Consider the following 16,548-nt stretch of genomic DNA (forward strand, 5'->3'; position numbering starts at 1 on the left):
TCGCCGGACTTGGACAGGGCCAGCACCACGTCGCCCTGGCCGATCATGCCCAGGTCGCCATGGCTGGCCTCGGCGGCATGGACGAACATGGCGGGCGAGCCGGTCGAGGCCAGGGTCGCGGCGATCTTGCGCGCCACATGACCCGACTTGCCGATGCCGGTGCAGACCACCCGCCCCTTGGCGTCGAACAGGGCCTCGACGGCGCGGACAAACGATTCGTCGAGCGAGGCCGACAGCTGCGCCAGCGCCTGGGCCTCGGTGTTCAGCACCCGTTGGCCGACGGCGATCGCGTCGAAGGCGCTCACGGCGCCGCCGCCGCGGCGGCGCTGGCGTCGGTCACCTGCTGGCGAGCCTGTTGGTCGCGCAGGATCGCGGCGTCCTTCTCGCGCTGGATCTTGACCCGCATTTCCGGCGTCTGCTGGATGGGGATCGAGCCGAACGGGCCCGGCGAGCGGGCGCCGTAGCCCTGGGGCCAGATGAGCGAAAACGCGATCAGGGCGAGGCCGATGAACGCCAGGAAGGGCATGAGGATGCGATCGGGCATGGCCTGCCTATAGCATGCCCCCCAGAGGAGAGAAGGGCGAGAGAACAGCAAGGCGCGGCGGAACGCTTGACGCGGGGTCGGTCGGGGCTTRGCCCGCCCTCCGACACATTCTGGAGGTCCGATGCCCGTTCTCGTCCTGCTCCGCCACGGCCAGAGCCAGTGGAATCTCGAAAACCGCTTCACCGGCTGGGTGGACGTCGATCTGACCGCCGAGGGCGAAGCCCAGGCGCGCAAGGGCGGCGAGCTGATCAAGGCCGCCGGCATCGACATCGACGAAGCGTTCACCTCGGTCCAGACGCGGGCCATCCGCACGAACAATCTGGCGCTGGACGCCGCCGGCCAGAGCTTCGTGCCGGTCACCAAGGACTGGCGGCTGAACGAGCGCCACTACGGCGGCCTGACTGGGCTGAACAAGGCCGAGACCGCCGAGAAGCACGGCGAGGAGCAGGTCACGATCTGGCGCCGGTCCTACGATATCCCGCCGCCGGAACTGGCCCCGGGCGGCGAGTACGACTTCAGCAAGGACCGCCGCTACGCCGGCAAGGACCTGCCCAGCACTGAAAGCCTGAAAACCACCCTGGTGCGCGTGCTGCCCTATTGGAAAGCRGCCATCGCCCCCAAGCTGAAGGCCGGCGAGACGATCCTGGTGGCCGCCCACGGCAATTCGTTGCGCGCTATCGTCAAGCACCTGTTCGACGTGCCCGACGCCGACATCGTCCATGTCGAGATCCCCACCGGCAATCCGTTGGTCATCGACCTGGACGCCAACCTCAAGCCGACCGGCGCGCGTTACCTCGACGAGAGCCGCGCCCAGCCGCTGCCGACGACGCGTTGATCTTGCGTTCGGGACACTGGGGCAAGCCGCGCCCTGATGTCCCGAAAGGCTTGGAAACGCAGCGTTAATGCGGCGGCGCGCATTGTATGGGTCTAGCCCTACGGGGAGCCGATACGAGCAATCATGAGCGCCCCTCCCGCGGCAGGCCAAGAGCACAAGCGCCTGACGCAGCACGACGTCGACGTGATCTGCGCCAAGCATGACCGTCTGTGGTCGGCTCGGATGGGTGGAGCGCGCGCTGTCTTCGCCTTCTGCGACATCTCGGGCCTGTCGGTGACCGGCCGCAATCTCTGCGACGCCGATTTCACCGGCGCGCTGCTCGTCGGCTGCGACATGCGGCGCACCAAGCTCGACAACGCCACCCTGTACGGCGCGGATCTGCACGGCTCGGACCTGACCGACGCCTCGATGCGGCGATGCGACCTCCGCGGCTCCAGCCTGCGGGGCGCCAACCTGACCGGGGCCGACTTGTTTGAGGCCGATCTGCGCGAAGGCCAGATCGCCGCCGCCGACCGCAAGGAAGGCTATCGTGTCATCGAACCCGTGCAGCGCGAGGCTCAGGCCCACGGCGCGATCCTGGCCGGCGCCAACCTCGAACGCTCGCGCCTGTCGGGCATCATCGCCACCAAGGCCGACTTCAGCGATGCGATCCTCAAGGACGCGAAGTTGGTTCGGGCCAACCTCAAACAGGCTAATTTCAACGGCGCCAATCTGGCCGGCGCTGACCTGTCCGGCGCGAACCTCACCGGGGCCGACCTGCGCAACGCCGTGCTGGTCGGCGCCAAGACGATGTCGTGGAACATCAACGACACCAATCTGGACGGCGCCCTGACCGACAAGACGTCGGGCACCGACATCGCCGACATGCCCTACGAGCAGATGATCGCCGACCACGCCAAGTGGTGCGAGACGGGCGGCGCCGAGGGCAAGCCTTCGGTGTTCGACAAGGCCGACCTGCGCAATCTGAAATCCGTGCGCGGCTTCAACCTGACGGCCCTGTCGGCCAAGGGCGCGGTCTTCTACGGCCTGGACATGGAAAGCGTCCAGATGCAGGGCGCGCAGTTGGAAGGCGCCGACCTGCGTTCGTGCAACCTGCGTCGGGCCGATCTGCGCGGCGCGCGGCTCAAGGGCGCCAAGCTGGCCGGATCGGATCTGCGCGAGGCCCAGCTGGGTCCGCTGTTGATAGGCCGCGATCGCCTGCTGCCCAGCGATCTGACCGGCGCCCTGCTGACCAACGCCGACCTGGCCCGGGCTGACTTGCGTCAGGCCTGCCTGAGCGGCGCCGACCTGTCGCGCGCCAACTTCACCAACGCCCTGCTCAAGGACATCGACATCACCGGCGCCATTCGTCAGGGCGCGCGGGGCCTGGACGACGTGATCTAGCGCCTGAAGGCGGTTGACTGCGAATTTTCGGACACTTTTCGCGAAAGTCGCGGCAAAACGGCGCGGCCTTAACGCTTCGCTTGTCGATCGCCGTTATTTTTCAGCACGATCAATGGGTTTCTCGGGGGAGAAGCGGAAGACATGAGCGCGGCGCAGAGCATTGCGGGACGGCGGCGACTGAGCCAGGCCGAGCTCGACATGATCGTGTCGGCGCACGAGAAGTTCATCACGGGCAAGCAGGGTGGCAAGCGGGCTTCGCTGCGCTTCACGAATCTCTCGGGACTGGACCTGTCTTTCCGCAATCTGGCCGACGCCGACTTCTCCGCCTCCATCCTCGACGGCTGCCGCATGGTTCGCACGCGGCTGGAGCGGGCCAACCTGTTCGGCGCCGATCTGCGCAAGGCCGATCTGCGCCAGGCCGTGCTGGTGCGCGCCGACCTGCGCGGCGCCTGTCTGCGCGGCGCGAACCTGTCGCAGGCCGACCTGACCCAGGCCGACTTCCGCGAAGGCCAGGTGGCTATCCCCCATCCCCGCAAGGGCCTCGAAACCGTCCGCCATGAAACCCGCAACGGCGAGGTCGACGAGGTCAATTTCTCGGGCGCGACACTGGACGGCTCGCAGTTCACCGGCGTCTCGGCCTTCAAGGCTGACTTCAGCGACTGCTCGCTGCGCGGGGCCAAGCTGTCGGGCGCGAACCTCAAGGAAGCCAATCTGAGCGGCGCGATCCTGGACGGGGCCGACGTCAAGGGCGCCAACCTGGAAGGCGCCAATTTCACCGGCGCGGTCATGGCCGGCGTCGACACCTCCACCGCCCGCACCCAGGGGGCCGAAATGCAGGGCTGCCTGGCCGCATCGACCGAGAGGGCGATGTCGCGCGTCGAGGAAATTCACCGGCGCTGCCTGGCGAACCAGGCCTGGTGCAAGACCGGAGGCAAGGAGGGCGAGCCCGCTCGGCTGGACGGCGAGGATCTGCGGCCGCTCGGCGACCGGCTCAAGGGCCTGAGGCTGACAGCGATGAGCGCGGCGGGGGCCTGCATGGTCGGGATCGACCTGTCCGGCGCCCAGCTGCAGGGCGCCAATCTGCGCAATGCCGACCTGCGCATGGCCAATCTGCGCGGCGCCGACCTGCGGGGCGCCAAGCTGACCGGCGCCAACCTGACCAAGGCCGACCTGCGTCAGGCCACGCTCTCGCCCCTGCCTCTGGGGCCGGAGCGCAAGACCCTGGTCAATCTGAAGGCGGCCCGCCTGCGTTACGCCCTGTTGCAGGCCGCCGACCTCAGCGAAGCCGTGCTCGACGGCGCCGACTTGCGGGGCTCCGACTTCACCGGCGCGCGGCTGACCAAGACAAGCCTGAGGGATTGCGATCTCGGCCAGGTGCAGGGGCTGGATTTCGCGCCGGCCTAGGCCAAGGGCATCCGGAAGGTAAAGCGGGTCTCGACCGGGTCCGACTGGACGGTCAGGGCGCCATCGTGGGCCTTGGCGATCTCCGAAGCGATGTAGAGACCCAGGCCCAGCCCTTCCTGCATCGGCTTGTCGGCGGCCCGCGTGAAGGGATGGAACAGCCGCCCCAGCGTGTCGGGCGGGATCGGCTGGCCGGCGTTGGCGACCGACAGCTCGAACCAGCCGCCTTCGGTGCGGGCCCGAACCCTGACCGGCGCCTGGTCGGAGCCGTGGGTCAGGGCGTTCGAAAGCAGGTTCGAGAACAGTTGGGCCACCTTGCGGCCGTCGATCGATACGATCTGGGTCAGGCGGATGTCGCTGTCGATCCGGCGCTCGGGCTGAGCGGTGCGCAACTCGGACACCACCTGCTCCAGCGTGCTCGACAGGGCTCCGTCGGGGCGTCGATGGACCGCGAAGCCGCCGCCCAGCCGGCCGCGAGCGAAGTCCAGCACGTTGTCGATCAGGCCGGCCATGCGCAGGACGCTGTTTTGCACCAGGCCGACCAGGGTGCGCGCCCTGTCGTCCAGGGGAGTCTTCAGCAGCAGGCGGGCGCCGCCGTCGATCGAGGCCAGGGGGTTGCGCAGGTCGTGGCCCAGCACGGCGATGAACTGCTCGCGCAGCTCGGCCGCGGCCTGAGCGTCGATCAACGCCGCCTCGCTGCGGTCCAGCCGGTCCTGGTTGTCGAGGTGGGCGCCGATCAACTGGGCGAACAGCTCGAACATCGCCTGGGTCTTGCCGTCCTCGATGGCGGCCGGCTTGGGGTCGATCGCGCACAGCGTGCCGAAGAAGGCGCCGCGGTGCTGGATCGGCACCGAGATATAGCTCTGGAGGCCGTACATCCGCGGGGTGTGGTGGTCGCGATAGATGTCGCTCTGCGAGGCGTCGCCGAACACGACCGATTGGCCGTGGCCGCGGATCTCGTTGCACAGCGTGGTTTCGACCACCAGTTCGCCGCCGACCCCAAGGCCGAACGCGATCTCGTCGCGGACGGCGCAGGCCACCCAGCGGTCTTCGGTGACCCGAGCGACCGCGGCGAAGCCCATGCCGGTGGACCGGCAGGCGACCTCTAGAATCTTCGGAATGACGTCCAAGCGGCCAATAGCGGCGACGTCATCGGCGATCGTGGTGGTCATCTGTATCCGGAACGATTGAGGGCCAACTACCCTCGATTGGAATGAACCGGCCCCCGCCGGGCGCGCGAAGCGCTCGTGACCGTGACGGTATCCTTTTGGTTCTGGACGCGCAAAGCGTCCGTACCGTGACGAGGCGGTCAGGCAGAAAAAAGGGCGGCGCAACGTGGCGCCGCCCTGAAAGTCTAGAGGGGAGATACGATAACGCGGGAAGGTAGTATTAGGCTGCCTTCTCGCCTTCGATTTTATCGCCTTCGACCTTGCCGCCTTCGATCAGCGGCGCGGCCGACTTGATCTCGATGGTGCGGGGCTTCAGCGCTTCGGGCAGTTCGCGCTTCAGCGAGATCGACAGCAGGCCGTCCGACAGGGCCGCGTCGGTGACGATCACGTAGTCGGCCAGCTGGAAGCGGCGCTCGAAGTTGCGTTCGGCCAGGCCGCGATGGAGGTAGCGCTTGGCCTCGTCATTGGCGGGCTTGCGGCCGGTGACGGTGAGGAGGCTTTCCTTCACCTCGATGCCGAGCTCTTCCGACTTGAAGCCGGCGACGGCGATCTCGATGCGGTAGGCGTTCTCGGCGGTGCGCTCGATGTTGTAGGGGGGATAGCCCGAGGTGGCTTCGTTCGAGGCGGCGGCGTCCAGTTGGGCGGCCAGCCGGTCAAAGCCGACCAGGGAACGATACAGGGGAGAGAGGTCGATCGTACGCATGGTGACATCCTTCTTTCAAAGCAAGGTTGTTCAATAGGTTCAGACTCTTGGCGACCCGGATCGGCGTCGCCGGCAGTCTGGAAGGCCCGGGTTTCCAGCGCCTTCGAGACCAAGGTGGTGAGCCGTTTTTCGACTTCAAGGGGTTGAATGAGCAGCCAGGCGGTGAATCGCTTGATCGCTGTTCGGTCACCGTTAAGGTCGGCTCGCCCGGCTCCCGGGCAGCCCTGGAGAGCTCCGACGATGACCTGCCGCCGCCATCTCCTCCTGTTCGCCGCCGCCGCGACGCTTTGCCTTTCCGCCTCGCCCGTGCTCGCCGCCGACGCGGCGCTGCAAGCGGCCATCGCCTCGCCCGACCGCACGCCGGCCAGCGTGGCCCGCGACGGCGCCCGCCACCCCTACGACAGCCTGATCTTCTGGGGTCTGAAGCCCAAGCAGACCGTGGTCGAAGTCTCTCCGGGCGGCGGCTACTGGACCGAGATCCTGGCGCCCTACGCCAAGGCCACTGGCGGGACCTACGTCGCGGGTCTCGCCGACCTGGCCAATCCGAAGATCTCGGAGGGGGGCCGCAAGGGCAGGGCGAACTTCGAGATGCGGTTCCTGGACCCGGCCAAGTACGGGACCGTGCGGTTCGTGAACTTCGGCCCGGTCGCCGGCCCCCTCGGCGCGGCGGGCTCGGCCGACCTGGTCCTGACGGCGCGCAACGTCCACAACTGGACCGGCCAACCGGGTGTGGCCGACAAGATCTTCAAGGACTTCTTCGAGGTGCTGAAGCCCGGCGGGATCCTGGCGGTCGAGGACCATCGCGCCGATCCCAAGTCGGAAACCGACAAGGGCGCGGACGGCTATCTGGCGACGGCCACGGTGGTGGCCCTGGCGGAGAAGGCCGGCTTCAAGCTCGACGCCAAGTCCGAGATCAACGCCAACCCCAAGGACACCAAGGACCACCCGTTCGGGGTCTGGACCCTGCCGCCGACCAAGCAGAGCGCGCCGAGCGGCCAGCAGGCCGATCCGAACTTCGACCGGACGAAGTACGACGCCATCGGCGAAAGCGACCGCATGACGCTGCGCTTCCGCAAGCCGGGCTGAGGGCTTGGCTGATCCGGGCGAAGTTTCGCCAAGGTCGGGTGCATGATCGGGGCTCTGAGATGAGGGTGGGGGCGGGCATGAGTCCAGGACTTCGATGGTCGCGGCGGGGGCTGCTGGCGGGCGCGGCCGCCTTGAGCTTGGCGGGATGCGGCCGCAAGGCGGCCCAGCCCGAGGCCAAGCCGCCGGCCAAGGCCGGACCCATGACGCTGAAGGAAGCCGTCGACGGCGGCTGGCGCTCGCCCGCCGACAAGGCCCGCGATGTCTGGCGCCATCCCATCGAGAGCCTGGAGTTCTGGGGTCTCAAGCCGGGGCAGACCGTGGTCGAGTTCTGGCCCGGAACCGGCTGGTACACCGACATCCTGGCGCCGTACCTGGCCGCCACCGGCGGCAAGCTCTACGCCGCCTCGTTGCAGACCGACCTGCCCGACGACCCCAGCGCCAAGGCGTCCGTCGAGGCTTACCAGCGCAAGCTGGCCGACAAGAAGAAGGTCTATGGCGAGGTCGTCGTCACGGCGTTCGGGCCAACCAGCGCCCCGGTGGCGCCGGCGGGATCGGCCGACCTAGTGCTCTTCCTGCGCAATCTGCACAACTGGATGGCCGCAGGCCTGGCCGAGAAGGCCTTCCGTGAAGCTCTGACCGCGCTGAAGCCGGGCGGCGTGCTGGGCGTGGAGGAACACCGCGGCGAGCCCGGACGCGTGCAGGACGTGCTGGCCGCCGACGGCTACGTGCAGCAGGCCTATGTAATCGAAATGGCCAAGGAAGCCGGCTTCGTCCTGGCGGGCGAAAGCGAGATCAACGCCAATCCCAATGACACCAAGGATCACCCGTTCGGGGTCTGGACCCTCCCGCCGACCCGCCTGTCGTCGCCGCGCGGCGATCCGGCCGAGCCCGGCTTCGACCACGCCAAGTACGACGCCATCGGCGAGAGCGACCGCATGACCCTGAAGTTCGTGAAGCCGAAATGAGCCCGAGCTTGAACAGGCGCGGCGCCGCCACGGCCCTGATTTCCCTGGTGCTGGTGTCCTCGATCCCGCTCTCGGCTCGAGCCGCGGACGGCAAGGTCGCGCCCGCCACCAAGGTCTTCTCGTTCCTGGAGGCCTTCCTGAAGGTGCCGCCCGCCGAACGTGCGCGCATCAAGCTGACCTACGCCCTCATGCGGGACGGCAAGCGGGCGACCGGCGTCAAGGCGACCCTGATCGAGGCCGGCGGCGCGCGTACGCCGCTGCCGCTCGACGCGGAGGGGCGGTTCGAACGCACGCCGACCCTGGCCCAGCTTCAGGCCAAGGCCCAGGTCGGCTTCGATGTTCCGGCCGACACCAAGCTGGGTTCGACGATGCTGCTGGACCCGGTGCTCAAGCCGGCGGCCGAATACGACGCCCGCGAACTGGTCGCCACGGTCGAGGACTCCAACAAGGCCATCCGCAAGGCCGCTGGTCCCATGGCGTTGATGGCCCCGCAGATGGACGGACTGAAGTTCCTGGCGGTCGATTCCGGCGTGGCGATCTTCCCCAACGGAAGCTCCAAGCCGCTGCCGGCCAGGGCCGGAGCGGTTGTGTTCGAGGCGTACCAGTTCAAGGGCGCGTCCCGCGTCCGTTTGGCCAAAACCCCGTCGGCGGTGGACTATTACATCAAAAAGAAATAGCCGCCGGCGCGTCTGAACAGTGTTTACTCGCCGCGATCCAGCAGCCAGTCTGCCGCCCAGAATCCACGCGCCACAGAGGGAGAAGCGCCTATGGCTACGTTGCAGGAACTGACCGATCGTATCAAAACCGCCGTCGGCGACGACAGCGGTCTGGGCAAGAGCCTGAAGTTCGACCTGAAGGACACCGGCGTCGTCCACATCGACGGCGGCTCGGTGACCAACGAAGACAAGCCGGCCGACCTGACCATGACCCTGTCGATGGACGACCTGCTGGCCATCGGCGCCGGCTCGCTCGACCCGACCATGGCGGTCATGACCGGCAAGCTGAAGCTGTCGGACATGGGCACGGCCATGGCCCTGCAGTCGAAGATGGCGGCCCTCTTCGCGAAGATGCGCTGATCCATGGGGGATGCGGCGCCGCTGGTCTCGATACCCGAGGCGCCCGTTCCCGATCATGGAAAGGCCGAATGGTTCAGCGGCGCGGATGGGGCGACCCTCCGCGCCGCTTTCTTTTCGCCTAGAGTCCCGCCGCGCGGCTCGGTCGTGGTCAGCCCCGGCCGCAGCGAGCCGATCGAGAAGTATTTCGAGGTCGTGCAGGACCTGCTGGACCGTGGCTTCGTGGTGCTGGTCCATGACTGGCGCGGGCAGGGGCTTTCGCACCGCGCTCTGCCGGACCGGCTGAAGGGCCACGCGGCGGGGTTCAAGGAATTCCTCGGCGACTACGATGCGCTGCTGGCCGCCTTCGAGACCCGGCTGCCCAAACCGTGGATCGCCCTGGGACACTCGATGGGCGGCTGCCTGACCATGCTGGCCCTGGCGGTCGGCGAGAGCCGTTTCTCGGCCGCCGTGCTGTCGGCCCCGATGCTGGGCCTCAACACCGGCGGCAAGCCGGCGGGCGGGGCGCGAGGCCTGGCCTGGCTGATGAGCCGCTCGCGGTACAAGGGCGAGTACGTGCTGGGCGACGCCGGCGACCCGTTCGTCCAGAGCTTCCCCAAGGACGCCCTGACGCACGATGCAGCCCGCTACGCCCGTCACCGGGCGCAGATCAACGCCAATCGCGACATCGCCCTGGGCGGCATCACTTGGGGCTGGACCGACTTCGCCTTCGCCGCCTGCGCCTTCCTGCGCCGGACCAAGGGCGTCGAGGCCGTGTCGATCCCGGTGACCATTGTCGCGGCGGGACAGGACAGCCGCGTCCTGATCGCCGACGAGAAGTCGATCGCCGGCCGCATGCCGAAAGGCCGCTATGTCGAGATCCCCGACGCCTTCCACGAGATCCTGATCGAGACGGACGATCGCCGGGCGGTGTTCTGGAAGGCGTTCGACGAGACGGTGGACGCGGTCGCGCCGCGATGAGCGTCTGGCGTCCTCGACAGTCGATCCGCCCCGTGGCCATCGGTCTGGTGTTCGACGGCGAAAGGCTGCTTGTCGTCGAGGTCCGCAATGACGACGGGGCGATCAAGGGATGGAGGCCGCCCGGCGGGGGCATCGAGTTCGGCGAGACGGCGCAGGTCGCCTTGCGCCGCGAGTTTCGTGAGGAACTGGACGTCGAGATCGAAATCACCGGCGAGCCGGCGATCTTCGAGAACATCTACGAACATGCCGGCCACGTCGGCCACGAGATCATCTTCGCTTTCCCGGTCACCCTAGACGATCCGAAGGTCCGAGCCGGCGACCGGTTCCAGCTCGAAGACAACGGCGAACTGCATTGGGTCGAATGGGTGGCGCTCAGCCGGTTCCGTGCGGGCTCGGAGGTGTTGTTGCCCCTTGATCTCGCGCCCTTGGTCCTCGACGTCTGAGGACGACTACTTCGCCGACCGCCGCAGCGAGACCAGCGCCTCGTCCAGGCAGCGGCGGTCGCCGGAAATCACCATCTGACCGCCGTCAGGACCGATCGGCTCGCCTCGCCAGTCGGTGACCATGCCGCCGGCGCCGTTGATCAAGGGAATAGCCGCCTCGATGTCCCAGGATTTCAGACCGGCCTCGATGACCATGTCCATCTTGCCCATGGCCACCATGGCGTAGGCGTAGGCGTCGCAGCCCAGGCGCGCCAGCTTGGCGGCGGCGCGCACCTGCAGCCAGGCGCCGCGCTCGGCCCCGTCGAAACAGGCGTCGGGATCGGTGGTGGCGATGATCGCGTCGGTCAGCTTTGGGCACTCGCGTACCCGGATCGCGCGTTCGGAACCGCGCGACAGCAGGCGCGAGCCGGCGTCAGAGCCGATGAAGATCTCGCCCGTATAGGGCTGGCCGATCGAACCCAGCACCGAGCGGCCCTGATGGCGCAGGCCGATCAAGGTGGTCCACAGCGGCAGGCCCGAGATGAAGGCGCGCGTGMCGTCGATCGGGTCCAGCACCCAGACGAACTCGGCGTCCGGGCGGTCCTCGCCGTACTCCTCGCCGATCACCCCGTGCTCGGGATAACGGTCGGCGATCAGTTTGCGGATCGCCGCCTCGGCGCCGCGATCGGCTTCCGTCACCGGATCGAACGCGGCGTGGCTGTCGCGTGGCAGGTTCTTGCCCGCGCCCTTGTCTTCCAACCCGTGGTCGGCCCGGAACAGCGGCAGGATCGCCGCCGCCGAAGCGCGGTTGAGGTCGATGACGAAGGCGTCGAGTTGCGCAAGATGATCGGCGGCGAGGGTCATGAGGCGAGGATTAGCCCGCCCTTCGACTCGACGCCACCGTTCAGGATCGCGAACCTAGGCCTCGATCGCCTCGCCGCCGTTCAGCGACTTGGCCAGATCCAGCAAGCGACGACGCGGACGCTCGCCCAGCAGGTAGTAGGCGCGGACCAGGTCCAGCGTCTCCTTGCGGGCGAACATCTCGCCGCCTTCGGCTTCGTTGGCGGCTTCCTTCGCCGCGCGGTCCGACAGGCCGTCGTAGAAGTAGCCGACCGGAACCTCCAGCGCCTCGGACAGCTGCCAGAGGCGAGCGGCCGAGATGCGGTTGGCGCCGCATTCGTACTTCTGGATCTGCTGGAATCGCACCCCGACGGCGCCTGCCAGCTGTTGTTGAGTCAGGCCCAGCAGACGGCGCCGACGCCGCAATCGCTTGCCCAGATAAACATCAATGTCGTTGCCCATGATGACGCCCCGATTTCATGTTCCCGTCCCGAAACGGAACGGTCTGGGTTGACATCCGCAAGTCGCGTGCCGGGCGAAATCACGCGAGTCGACGCACGCTGCGAGTCCCACTCGTCCACGAAGCAGGCTACTAAGGGTTCATGTCGGATAAGCGTCGGCCTTTGGCCCAGGACCTCCTATGGCGCGCGGAAGCGCTGGGTTTTGACCTCTTCATAGGCGTGGTGCGCCTGCTGGGCGTCGACGCCGCTTCGGCGTTCGGCGGTTGGCTGGGCCGCRCCGTCGGCCCGCTGAGCGGTGCGCACAAGGTGGCGACCCGCAATCTCAAGCTGGCCTTTCCGGAGAAGGACGAGGCCTGGCGCACGGCCATGCTCAAGGCGCAGTGGGACGGCCTGGGCCGCACCTTCGCCGAATTCCCGCTGATGGACAAAATCCTGCCGTCCACCGGCCGGGTCGAGGTGGTCAATCAGCAGCGCCTGTTCCAGATCGCCGCCGACAAGGTCCCGGTGGTCTTCGTTTCGGGACACCTGTCGAACTGGGAGGTGATGCCCGCGGCGATCGTCGATTCCGGGGTCGTCTGCGAGATGACCTATCGCGCGGCCAACAATCCGTATGTGGACGAGCGCATCAAGGCCAGCCGCTTCCGCTACGGCGTGCGGTTGTTCGCGCCGAAGGGCGGGGACGGGGCGCGCGAGCTGCTGGAAGGCATGAAGCGCGGCAAGTCGGTGGCCCTGATGAACGACCAGAAGTTCAACAGCGGCGTCGAGAGCCTGTTCTTCGGCCATCCGGTGCGCACGGCGCCGGGGCCCTCGCGCCTGGCGCTCCGCTTCGGCACGGTGCTGCAGCCGATGTCGGTGCAGCGCACCAAGGGGGCGCGGTTTCGGGCGGTGGTCCACGATCCGATCGTCCTGCCCGACACCGGCGACCGCACCGCCGACATCGAGGCCGGGGTGAAGCTGGTCAACGCCTTCATGGAAGACCGCATCCGCGAACGGCCCGAGGAGTGGTTCTGGGTCCATCGGCGCTGGCCGAACGAGGTCTATGCCGCGTTGGCGGCGAGCGAGGGCTAGAGCTCAAGCATCCGCTCGTGGCCGCGCCGTTTCGGCCCGGTATAGGCGGGGTCGTCGCGGCGGCGGCGGCAGGGGCCGAAATAGTCCTCGGTGCGGATGAACGGCCGCGGCTTGAAGATCACCGTGTTGATGCGGTCCAGCAGCGAGCGGGCGGTCACCGGCTTGACGACGATCTCGGTGACCCCGGCGTCGCGGGCCTCCATCACCCGGTGCCGCTCGGCGAAACCGGTCAGCATGATGATCGGCAGGAACGGGTCGGGGCTGTCGGGTGACTGGCGGACCAACTGGGTGAACTGCACGCCGTCCAGGGGCGACATCCGGAAGTCGACTATGGCGATGTCGATCTGGTGGTCGCGGACCACCTGCAGGGCCTCGGCGCCGTCCATGGCCTCGAACACGTGCCGCACGCCGACGCCCTTGAGGATCGTCGAGACGATCGCCCGCATGTGATGGTTGTCGTCCACCAGCAGAAAGCGCAGCTGATCGAGCGTCGCGGACATGCGGTGGGGGCCTCCATCACGGCAAGGGGGATGGCGGGCATACTGTACAGCTACCGGCCTGTCATCCCCTCAGAGGGGAATTGGCGTAACAAAGTTCTCCCTAGGCGTGTGGTGGCGACTTGCTGGCCATTAGGCCCACCATCAGCGAAGGATCCAGATTCTGGTCGCGCCACTTCATGCGCCAGCACAGATGAGGCCCGGTGGCCCGGCCTTCCTTGCCGACCGCCCCGATCCGTTGGCCCTGGGCGACGGCTTGGCCGGCCGCCACGTCGATGCGCGACAGGTGCAGATAGGCGGTGATCAGGCCCTGGCCGTGATCGATCAGGATCAGCCCGCCCTCGAAGTGCAGGCCGGTCTCGGCGAAGCTGACCACGCCGGCGGCCGGGGCCACGACCGGCGTGCCGACCGGGGCGGCCAGGTCGACGCCGTAGTGCGGGCGCTTGGGCTCGCCGTTGAGGATCCGCTGGCCGCCGAAGCTGGACGAGCGCCGGGTGGCCTGGACGGGCCAGATGAAGCCGGTGCGGAAGAAGTCGCCGTCCACCCGGCTGGCGAAGCCGACGGCCTTGCGGCTTCCCTCGGCGGCGATGCGCGTCAACAGGGCCGGATCGCTCGGCGCCACCTGGTCCTGGGCCAGGCCGTCGATGCGCTGGATGTCGAAGGTCCCCGGCGCGATGGTCGCCTGGTGGCTGGCCGAGCCGTCGGCTGTCTGGACGGTGATCAGGGCCGGGGGCGGGGCGTCGCGGTCGAAGCCGATCACGAACCAGCCGTCGGCCGAGGCCTGGGTCGCCGGCGCGCCGTTCAGCAGCACGGCGGTGCGGGGCGCGGTGCGGCCGACGACCATCCCGCCCTGGACGAAACGACCGGACAGGGTCAGGCCCGGCGCGGCGGCGCGGGCGACCGCAGGGAAGCCCAAGGCTGCCGTCAGGCCGGCGAGCGCCCCCCGCCGGTTCAGCCCCGGCTCTCCTGCCAGCGCTTCAGGGCTTCGGTCGGGCTGGCGTAGGCTTCCTGCAGCTCGGGGCTCCAGTAGCGCAGGTTCTCCAGCGCGATCTTGGCGCCGGTCACCGCGCAGAGCACGTATTGGCCCGGGCTCATGATGGCGAACTCGCCGTCGCCGTAGTGCAGTGTGGCCGGGCCGCCGGACTTGCCGAGATTGGGATCGAACGCGTTCATGAGGGCTCTTTTACGCCAGTTGGGGTCTGGGGAACAGGTGGGCGGGCGCCGGTGGGATCAAAAGAGGCTGCCCTGATCGGTGGACGGGGCCGGTTTCGGCTTGGGCGCCGGACGGGGCGCGGAAACCGGCGCGGGCGGGACAGGCGTCGAGCTCTCGCCGTCGATGACCGCGTCGCGGTCGCCGGCCTTGAACTTCAGGTTCACGCGTTCGCCGCTGGTCAGCTCGGCGGCCGAGCGGGCGATCGTGCCGTCGGCCTTGCGGACCAAAGCGAAGCCCAGCTCCAGCGGTCGTTCCGGATTGAGCGACAGCCGCAGCTTGTCCAGGCCGACCAGGCGGTTGGTCTCATGCTCGAGGCGCCGCCGCGCCACGGCGTTCAGCCGATCCTGCAGGGCCGGCAGGCGGGCGTGTTGGCCGATCCGTTCGGGGACCCGGCGGGCCGCCAGGTCCAGCCGCTTGCCCAACTCGCCCACCCGGCGGCCGGCGTCGTTGCGCTGGCGATGCAGGGTGTCGGGCGACAGCCGGGCGGTGACCTTCAGCAGGTCGCGGGCGTGGATGTCGGTGTTGCGCTGCAGGGCCGCGTCCAGGCGGGCGGCGACATCCTTGAACCGGCGCTCGGCCGGGGCGGTCAGGTCGTCCAGCCGGGGCAGGCCGCRCACCGCCAGGTCCAGGCGTTGCTGGGCCAGGGCCAGCAGGTCGGCGGGACGGGGCAGGCCGCGCGCGGCGCTGATCAGCCGGGTGCGCCGCTCCTCGATCACCCGGCCGCCGCAGGTGTTCAGTCGGCGGTCGTAGTCGCTGACCAGGGCCCGCAGTTCGGTCAACACCGGGGTCGCCATTTCGGCGGCGGCGGTCGGGGTCGGGGCGCGACGGTCGGAGACGAAGTCGATCAGGGTGGTGTCGGTCTCGTGGCCGACGGCCGAGATCAGCGGGATGGTCCCCTCGGCCACCGTGCGGGCCAGGCCCTCGTCGTTGAAGGCCCACAGATCCTCGACCGAGCCGCCGCCCCGGGCGACGATGATGATGTCGGGGCGCGGCACGGGTCCACCCGGCGCGATGGCGTTGAAGCCGCGGATCGCCGCGCTGACCTGGCCGGCGGCGGCGTCGCCCTGCACCACGCACGGCCAGACCAGCACCTGGCAGGGCCAGCGGTCGCGGATGCGGTGCAGGATGTCGCGGATCACCGCCCCGGTCGGGCTGGTGATCACCCCGACCACGGCCGGCATCGAGGGCAGGGGACGCTTGCGGTCCGGGGCGAACAGGCCCTCGGCGGCCAGCTTGGCCTTCAGGCGTTCAAGCTGCGCGAGCAGGGCGCCGACGCCGGCCGCCTCCATGGTCTCGATGACGATCTGGTAGCGCGAGCCGGCCGGATAGGTGGTGATCTTGCCGGTGACGATCACCTCCAGCCCGTGCTCGGGCCGGATCTGCAACTGGCGGACATTGCCTTTCCAGACGACGCCGTCGATGGCGGCCTTGTCGTCCTTGATGGTCAGGTAGACGTGGCCGTTGCCGTGGTGGGTGACCTTGCTGAGCTCGCCGCGCAGCCGCACGAAGCTGTACCGGTCTTCCAGCGTGCGCTTCAGGGCGAAGGCCAGTTCCGAGACGGAATAGGCCTGAGCGTTGGAATCGGGGGCGGCGGCGTCGGTCATGGGGTTCTAGATAGGACGGATTGGGGTTGGGCCGAAATGGGATGCTCGGTGCGGTGAACACTTGCCCCCTACGGACCGCTTCGCGGTCGTCTTCCCCCATAGGGGGAAGAGGAACTGCCGCCGGCGCCGTGCGCGCTTCCTCCGCCCCCCATGGGGGCGGACAGACGGCGAAGCCGTCAGGTGGGGGCAAGTCAGTGTGATCCCACGCCAAACCGGCTGTGAGCTGATCGGAAAGGGTCGCGGAGCGCCGGACGACGTCCGGAGAACTTTGAATAAATACCGTTTCGACGAAGCCTGCCGCTCCGCGCCATCGTTATCCGGAAG

General features: G+C 68.4%; 20 protein-coding genes. 10 read left to right on the forward strand and 10 right to left on the reverse strand.

Translation table 11 applies throughout. The features are described from left to right. On the reverse strand, positions 1-305 hold a 305-nt coding region (locus AC1DZ6_RS04400), incomplete at its 3' end, for an SIS domain-containing protein (RefSeq protein WP_477095975.1). After that, positions 302-544: a hypothetical protein gene (locus tag AC1DZ6_RS04405; protein ID WP_477095976.1), complete on the reverse strand. Its 243-nt coding sequence runs from the start codon at positions 542-544 to the stop codon at positions 302-304. The genes AC1DZ6_RS04400 and AC1DZ6_RS04405, both read right to left, overlap by 4 nt. Positions 545-665: 121 nt before the next feature. On the opposite strand from AC1DZ6_RS04405, the gene gpmA reads away from it, so the two are divergent. From gpmA to AC1DZ6_RS04420, 3 genes are all read left to right on the forward strand, one after another. Beyond that, positions 666-1,379, forward strand: a complete 714-nt coding sequence (gene gpmA, locus AC1DZ6_RS04410) for a 2,3-diphosphoglycerate-dependent phosphoglycerate mutase (RefSeq protein WP_477095977.1) — start codon at positions 666-668, stop codon at positions 1,377-1,379. Positions 1,380-1,502: 123 nt separating this feature from the next. After that, on the forward strand, positions 1,503-2,762 hold the full coding sequence (locus AC1DZ6_RS04415) for a pentapeptide repeat-containing protein (RefSeq protein ID WP_477095978.1): 1,260 nt from the start codon (positions 1,503-1,505) through the stop codon (positions 2,760-2,762). Between the two features lie 141 nt (positions 2,763-2,903). Next, the gene (locus AC1DZ6_RS04420; RefSeq protein ID WP_477095979.1) at positions 2,904-4,166 is read left to right on the forward strand and encodes a pentapeptide repeat-containing protein; all 1,263 of its coding nucleotides are present in this window, start codon (positions 2,904-2,906) and stop codon (positions 4,164-4,166) included. On the opposite strand, the gene AC1DZ6_RS04425 is transcribed toward AC1DZ6_RS04420, so the two are convergent. Together AC1DZ6_RS04425 and AC1DZ6_RS04430 are read right to left on the reverse strand one after the other, a co-directional pair. Beyond that, the gene (locus AC1DZ6_RS04425; protein WP_477095980.1) at positions 4,163-5,335 is read right to left on the reverse strand and encodes a GAF domain-containing sensor histidine kinase; all 1,173 of its coding nucleotides are present in this window, start codon (positions 5,333-5,335) and stop codon (positions 4,163-4,165) included. The two genes, AC1DZ6_RS04420 and AC1DZ6_RS04425, sit on opposite strands and share 4 nt — an antisense overlap. A gap of 217 nt (positions 5,336-5,552) precedes the next feature. Further along, a complete protein-coding gene (locus tag AC1DZ6_RS04430; protein ID WP_477095981.1) occupies positions 5,553-6,035 on the reverse strand; it encodes an Hsp20 family protein in 483 nt (160 codons plus the stop codon). A gap of 240 nt (positions 6,036-6,275) precedes the next feature. Here AC1DZ6_RS04430 and AC1DZ6_RS04435 point away from each other — a divergent pair, with 240 nt between their 5' ends. The 6 genes from AC1DZ6_RS04435 to AC1DZ6_RS04460 all read left to right on the forward strand — a co-directional run bounded on the left by AC1DZ6_RS04435 (position 6,276) and on the right by AC1DZ6_RS04460 (position 10,562). Further along, the gene (locus AC1DZ6_RS04435) at positions 6,276-7,121 is read left to right on the forward strand and encodes a class I SAM-dependent methyltransferase (protein WP_477095982.1); all 846 of its coding nucleotides are present in this window, start codon (positions 6,276-6,278) and stop codon (positions 7,119-7,121) included. A 77-nt stretch (positions 7,122-7,198) separates the two neighbouring features. Then, the gene (locus tag AC1DZ6_RS04440) at positions 7,199-8,086 is read left to right on the forward strand and encodes a class I SAM-dependent methyltransferase (RefSeq protein WP_477095983.1); all 888 of its coding nucleotides are present in this window, start codon (positions 7,199-7,201) and stop codon (positions 8,084-8,086) included. Positions 8,087-8,094: 8 nt separating this feature from the next. Next, on the forward strand, positions 8,095-8,763 hold the full coding sequence (locus AC1DZ6_RS04445) for a hypothetical protein (RefSeq protein ID WP_477095984.1): 669 nt from the start codon (positions 8,095-8,097) through the stop codon (positions 8,761-8,763). A gap of 90 nt (positions 8,764-8,853) precedes the next feature. Next, on the forward strand, positions 8,854-9,162 hold the full coding sequence (locus AC1DZ6_RS04450) for an SCP2 sterol-binding domain-containing protein (RefSeq protein WP_477095985.1): 309 nt from the start codon (positions 8,854-8,856) through the stop codon (positions 9,160-9,162). Between the two features lie 3 nt (positions 9,163-9,165). Next, complete coding sequence (locus AC1DZ6_RS04455) at positions 9,166-10,119, forward strand: alpha/beta hydrolase (protein WP_477095986.1); 954 nt, start codon at positions 9,166-9,168, stop codon at positions 10,117-10,119. A gap of 32 nt (positions 10,120-10,151) precedes the next feature. Next, positions 10,152-10,562, forward strand: a complete 411-nt coding sequence (locus AC1DZ6_RS04460) for an NUDIX hydrolase (protein WP_477095987.1) — start codon at positions 10,152-10,154, stop codon at positions 10,560-10,562. 6 nt (positions 10,563-10,568) lie between these two features. Here the strand turns inward: AC1DZ6_RS04460 and hisN are convergent, their stop codons facing one another. After that, positions 10,569-11,405 carry a histidinol-phosphatase gene (gene hisN, locus AC1DZ6_RS04465; protein ID WP_477095988.1) on the reverse strand — a complete coding sequence of 279 codons (837 nt, stop codon included), beginning with the start codon at positions 11,403-11,405 and terminating at the stop codon, positions 10,569-10,571. A gap of 54 nt (positions 11,406-11,459) precedes the next feature. Beyond that, positions 11,460-11,843: a helix-turn-helix domain-containing protein gene (locus AC1DZ6_RS04470; protein WP_477095989.1), complete on the reverse strand. Its 384-nt coding sequence runs from the start codon at positions 11,841-11,843 to the stop codon at positions 11,460-11,462. A gap of 140 nt (positions 11,844-11,983) precedes the next feature. Between AC1DZ6_RS04470 and AC1DZ6_RS04475 the strand changes: the two genes are divergently transcribed. Further along, the gene (locus AC1DZ6_RS04475; protein WP_477095990.1) at positions 11,984-12,910 is read left to right on the forward strand and encodes a lysophospholipid acyltransferase family protein; all 927 of its coding nucleotides are present in this window, start codon (positions 11,984-11,986) and stop codon (positions 12,908-12,910) included. Here AC1DZ6_RS04475 and AC1DZ6_RS04480 read toward each other — a convergent pair. The 4 genes from AC1DZ6_RS04480 to xseA form a co-directional block, all read right to left on the reverse strand. Beyond that, positions 12,907-13,410 carry a response regulator gene (locus AC1DZ6_RS04480; RefSeq protein WP_477095991.1) on the reverse strand — a complete coding sequence of 168 codons (504 nt, stop codon included), beginning with the start codon at positions 13,408-13,410 and terminating at the stop codon, positions 12,907-12,909. The two genes, AC1DZ6_RS04475 and AC1DZ6_RS04480, sit on opposite strands and share 4 nt — an antisense overlap. 100 nt (positions 13,411-13,510) lie before the next feature. Next, positions 13,511-14,323: a M23 family metallopeptidase gene (locus tag AC1DZ6_RS04485; RefSeq protein WP_477095992.1), complete on the reverse strand. Its 813-nt coding sequence runs from the start codon at positions 14,321-14,323 to the stop codon at positions 13,511-13,513. A 35-nt stretch (positions 14,324-14,358) separates the two neighbouring features. Then, on the reverse strand, positions 14,359-14,580 hold the full coding sequence (locus AC1DZ6_RS04490; protein WP_477095993.1) for a DUF2093 domain-containing protein: 222 nt from the start codon (positions 14,578-14,580) through the stop codon (positions 14,359-14,361). Positions 14,581-14,637: 57 nt separating this feature from the next. After that, positions 14,638-16,224, reverse strand: coding sequence for an exodeoxyribonuclease VII large subunit (xseA, locus tag AC1DZ6_RS04495; protein WP_477095994.1), 1,587 nt, complete (start codon positions 16,222-16,224; stop codon positions 14,638-14,640). Positions 16,225-16,548 lie beyond the last annotated feature (324 nt).

This window comes from Caulobacter sp. P1_B12_2 (assembly GCF_056406675.1).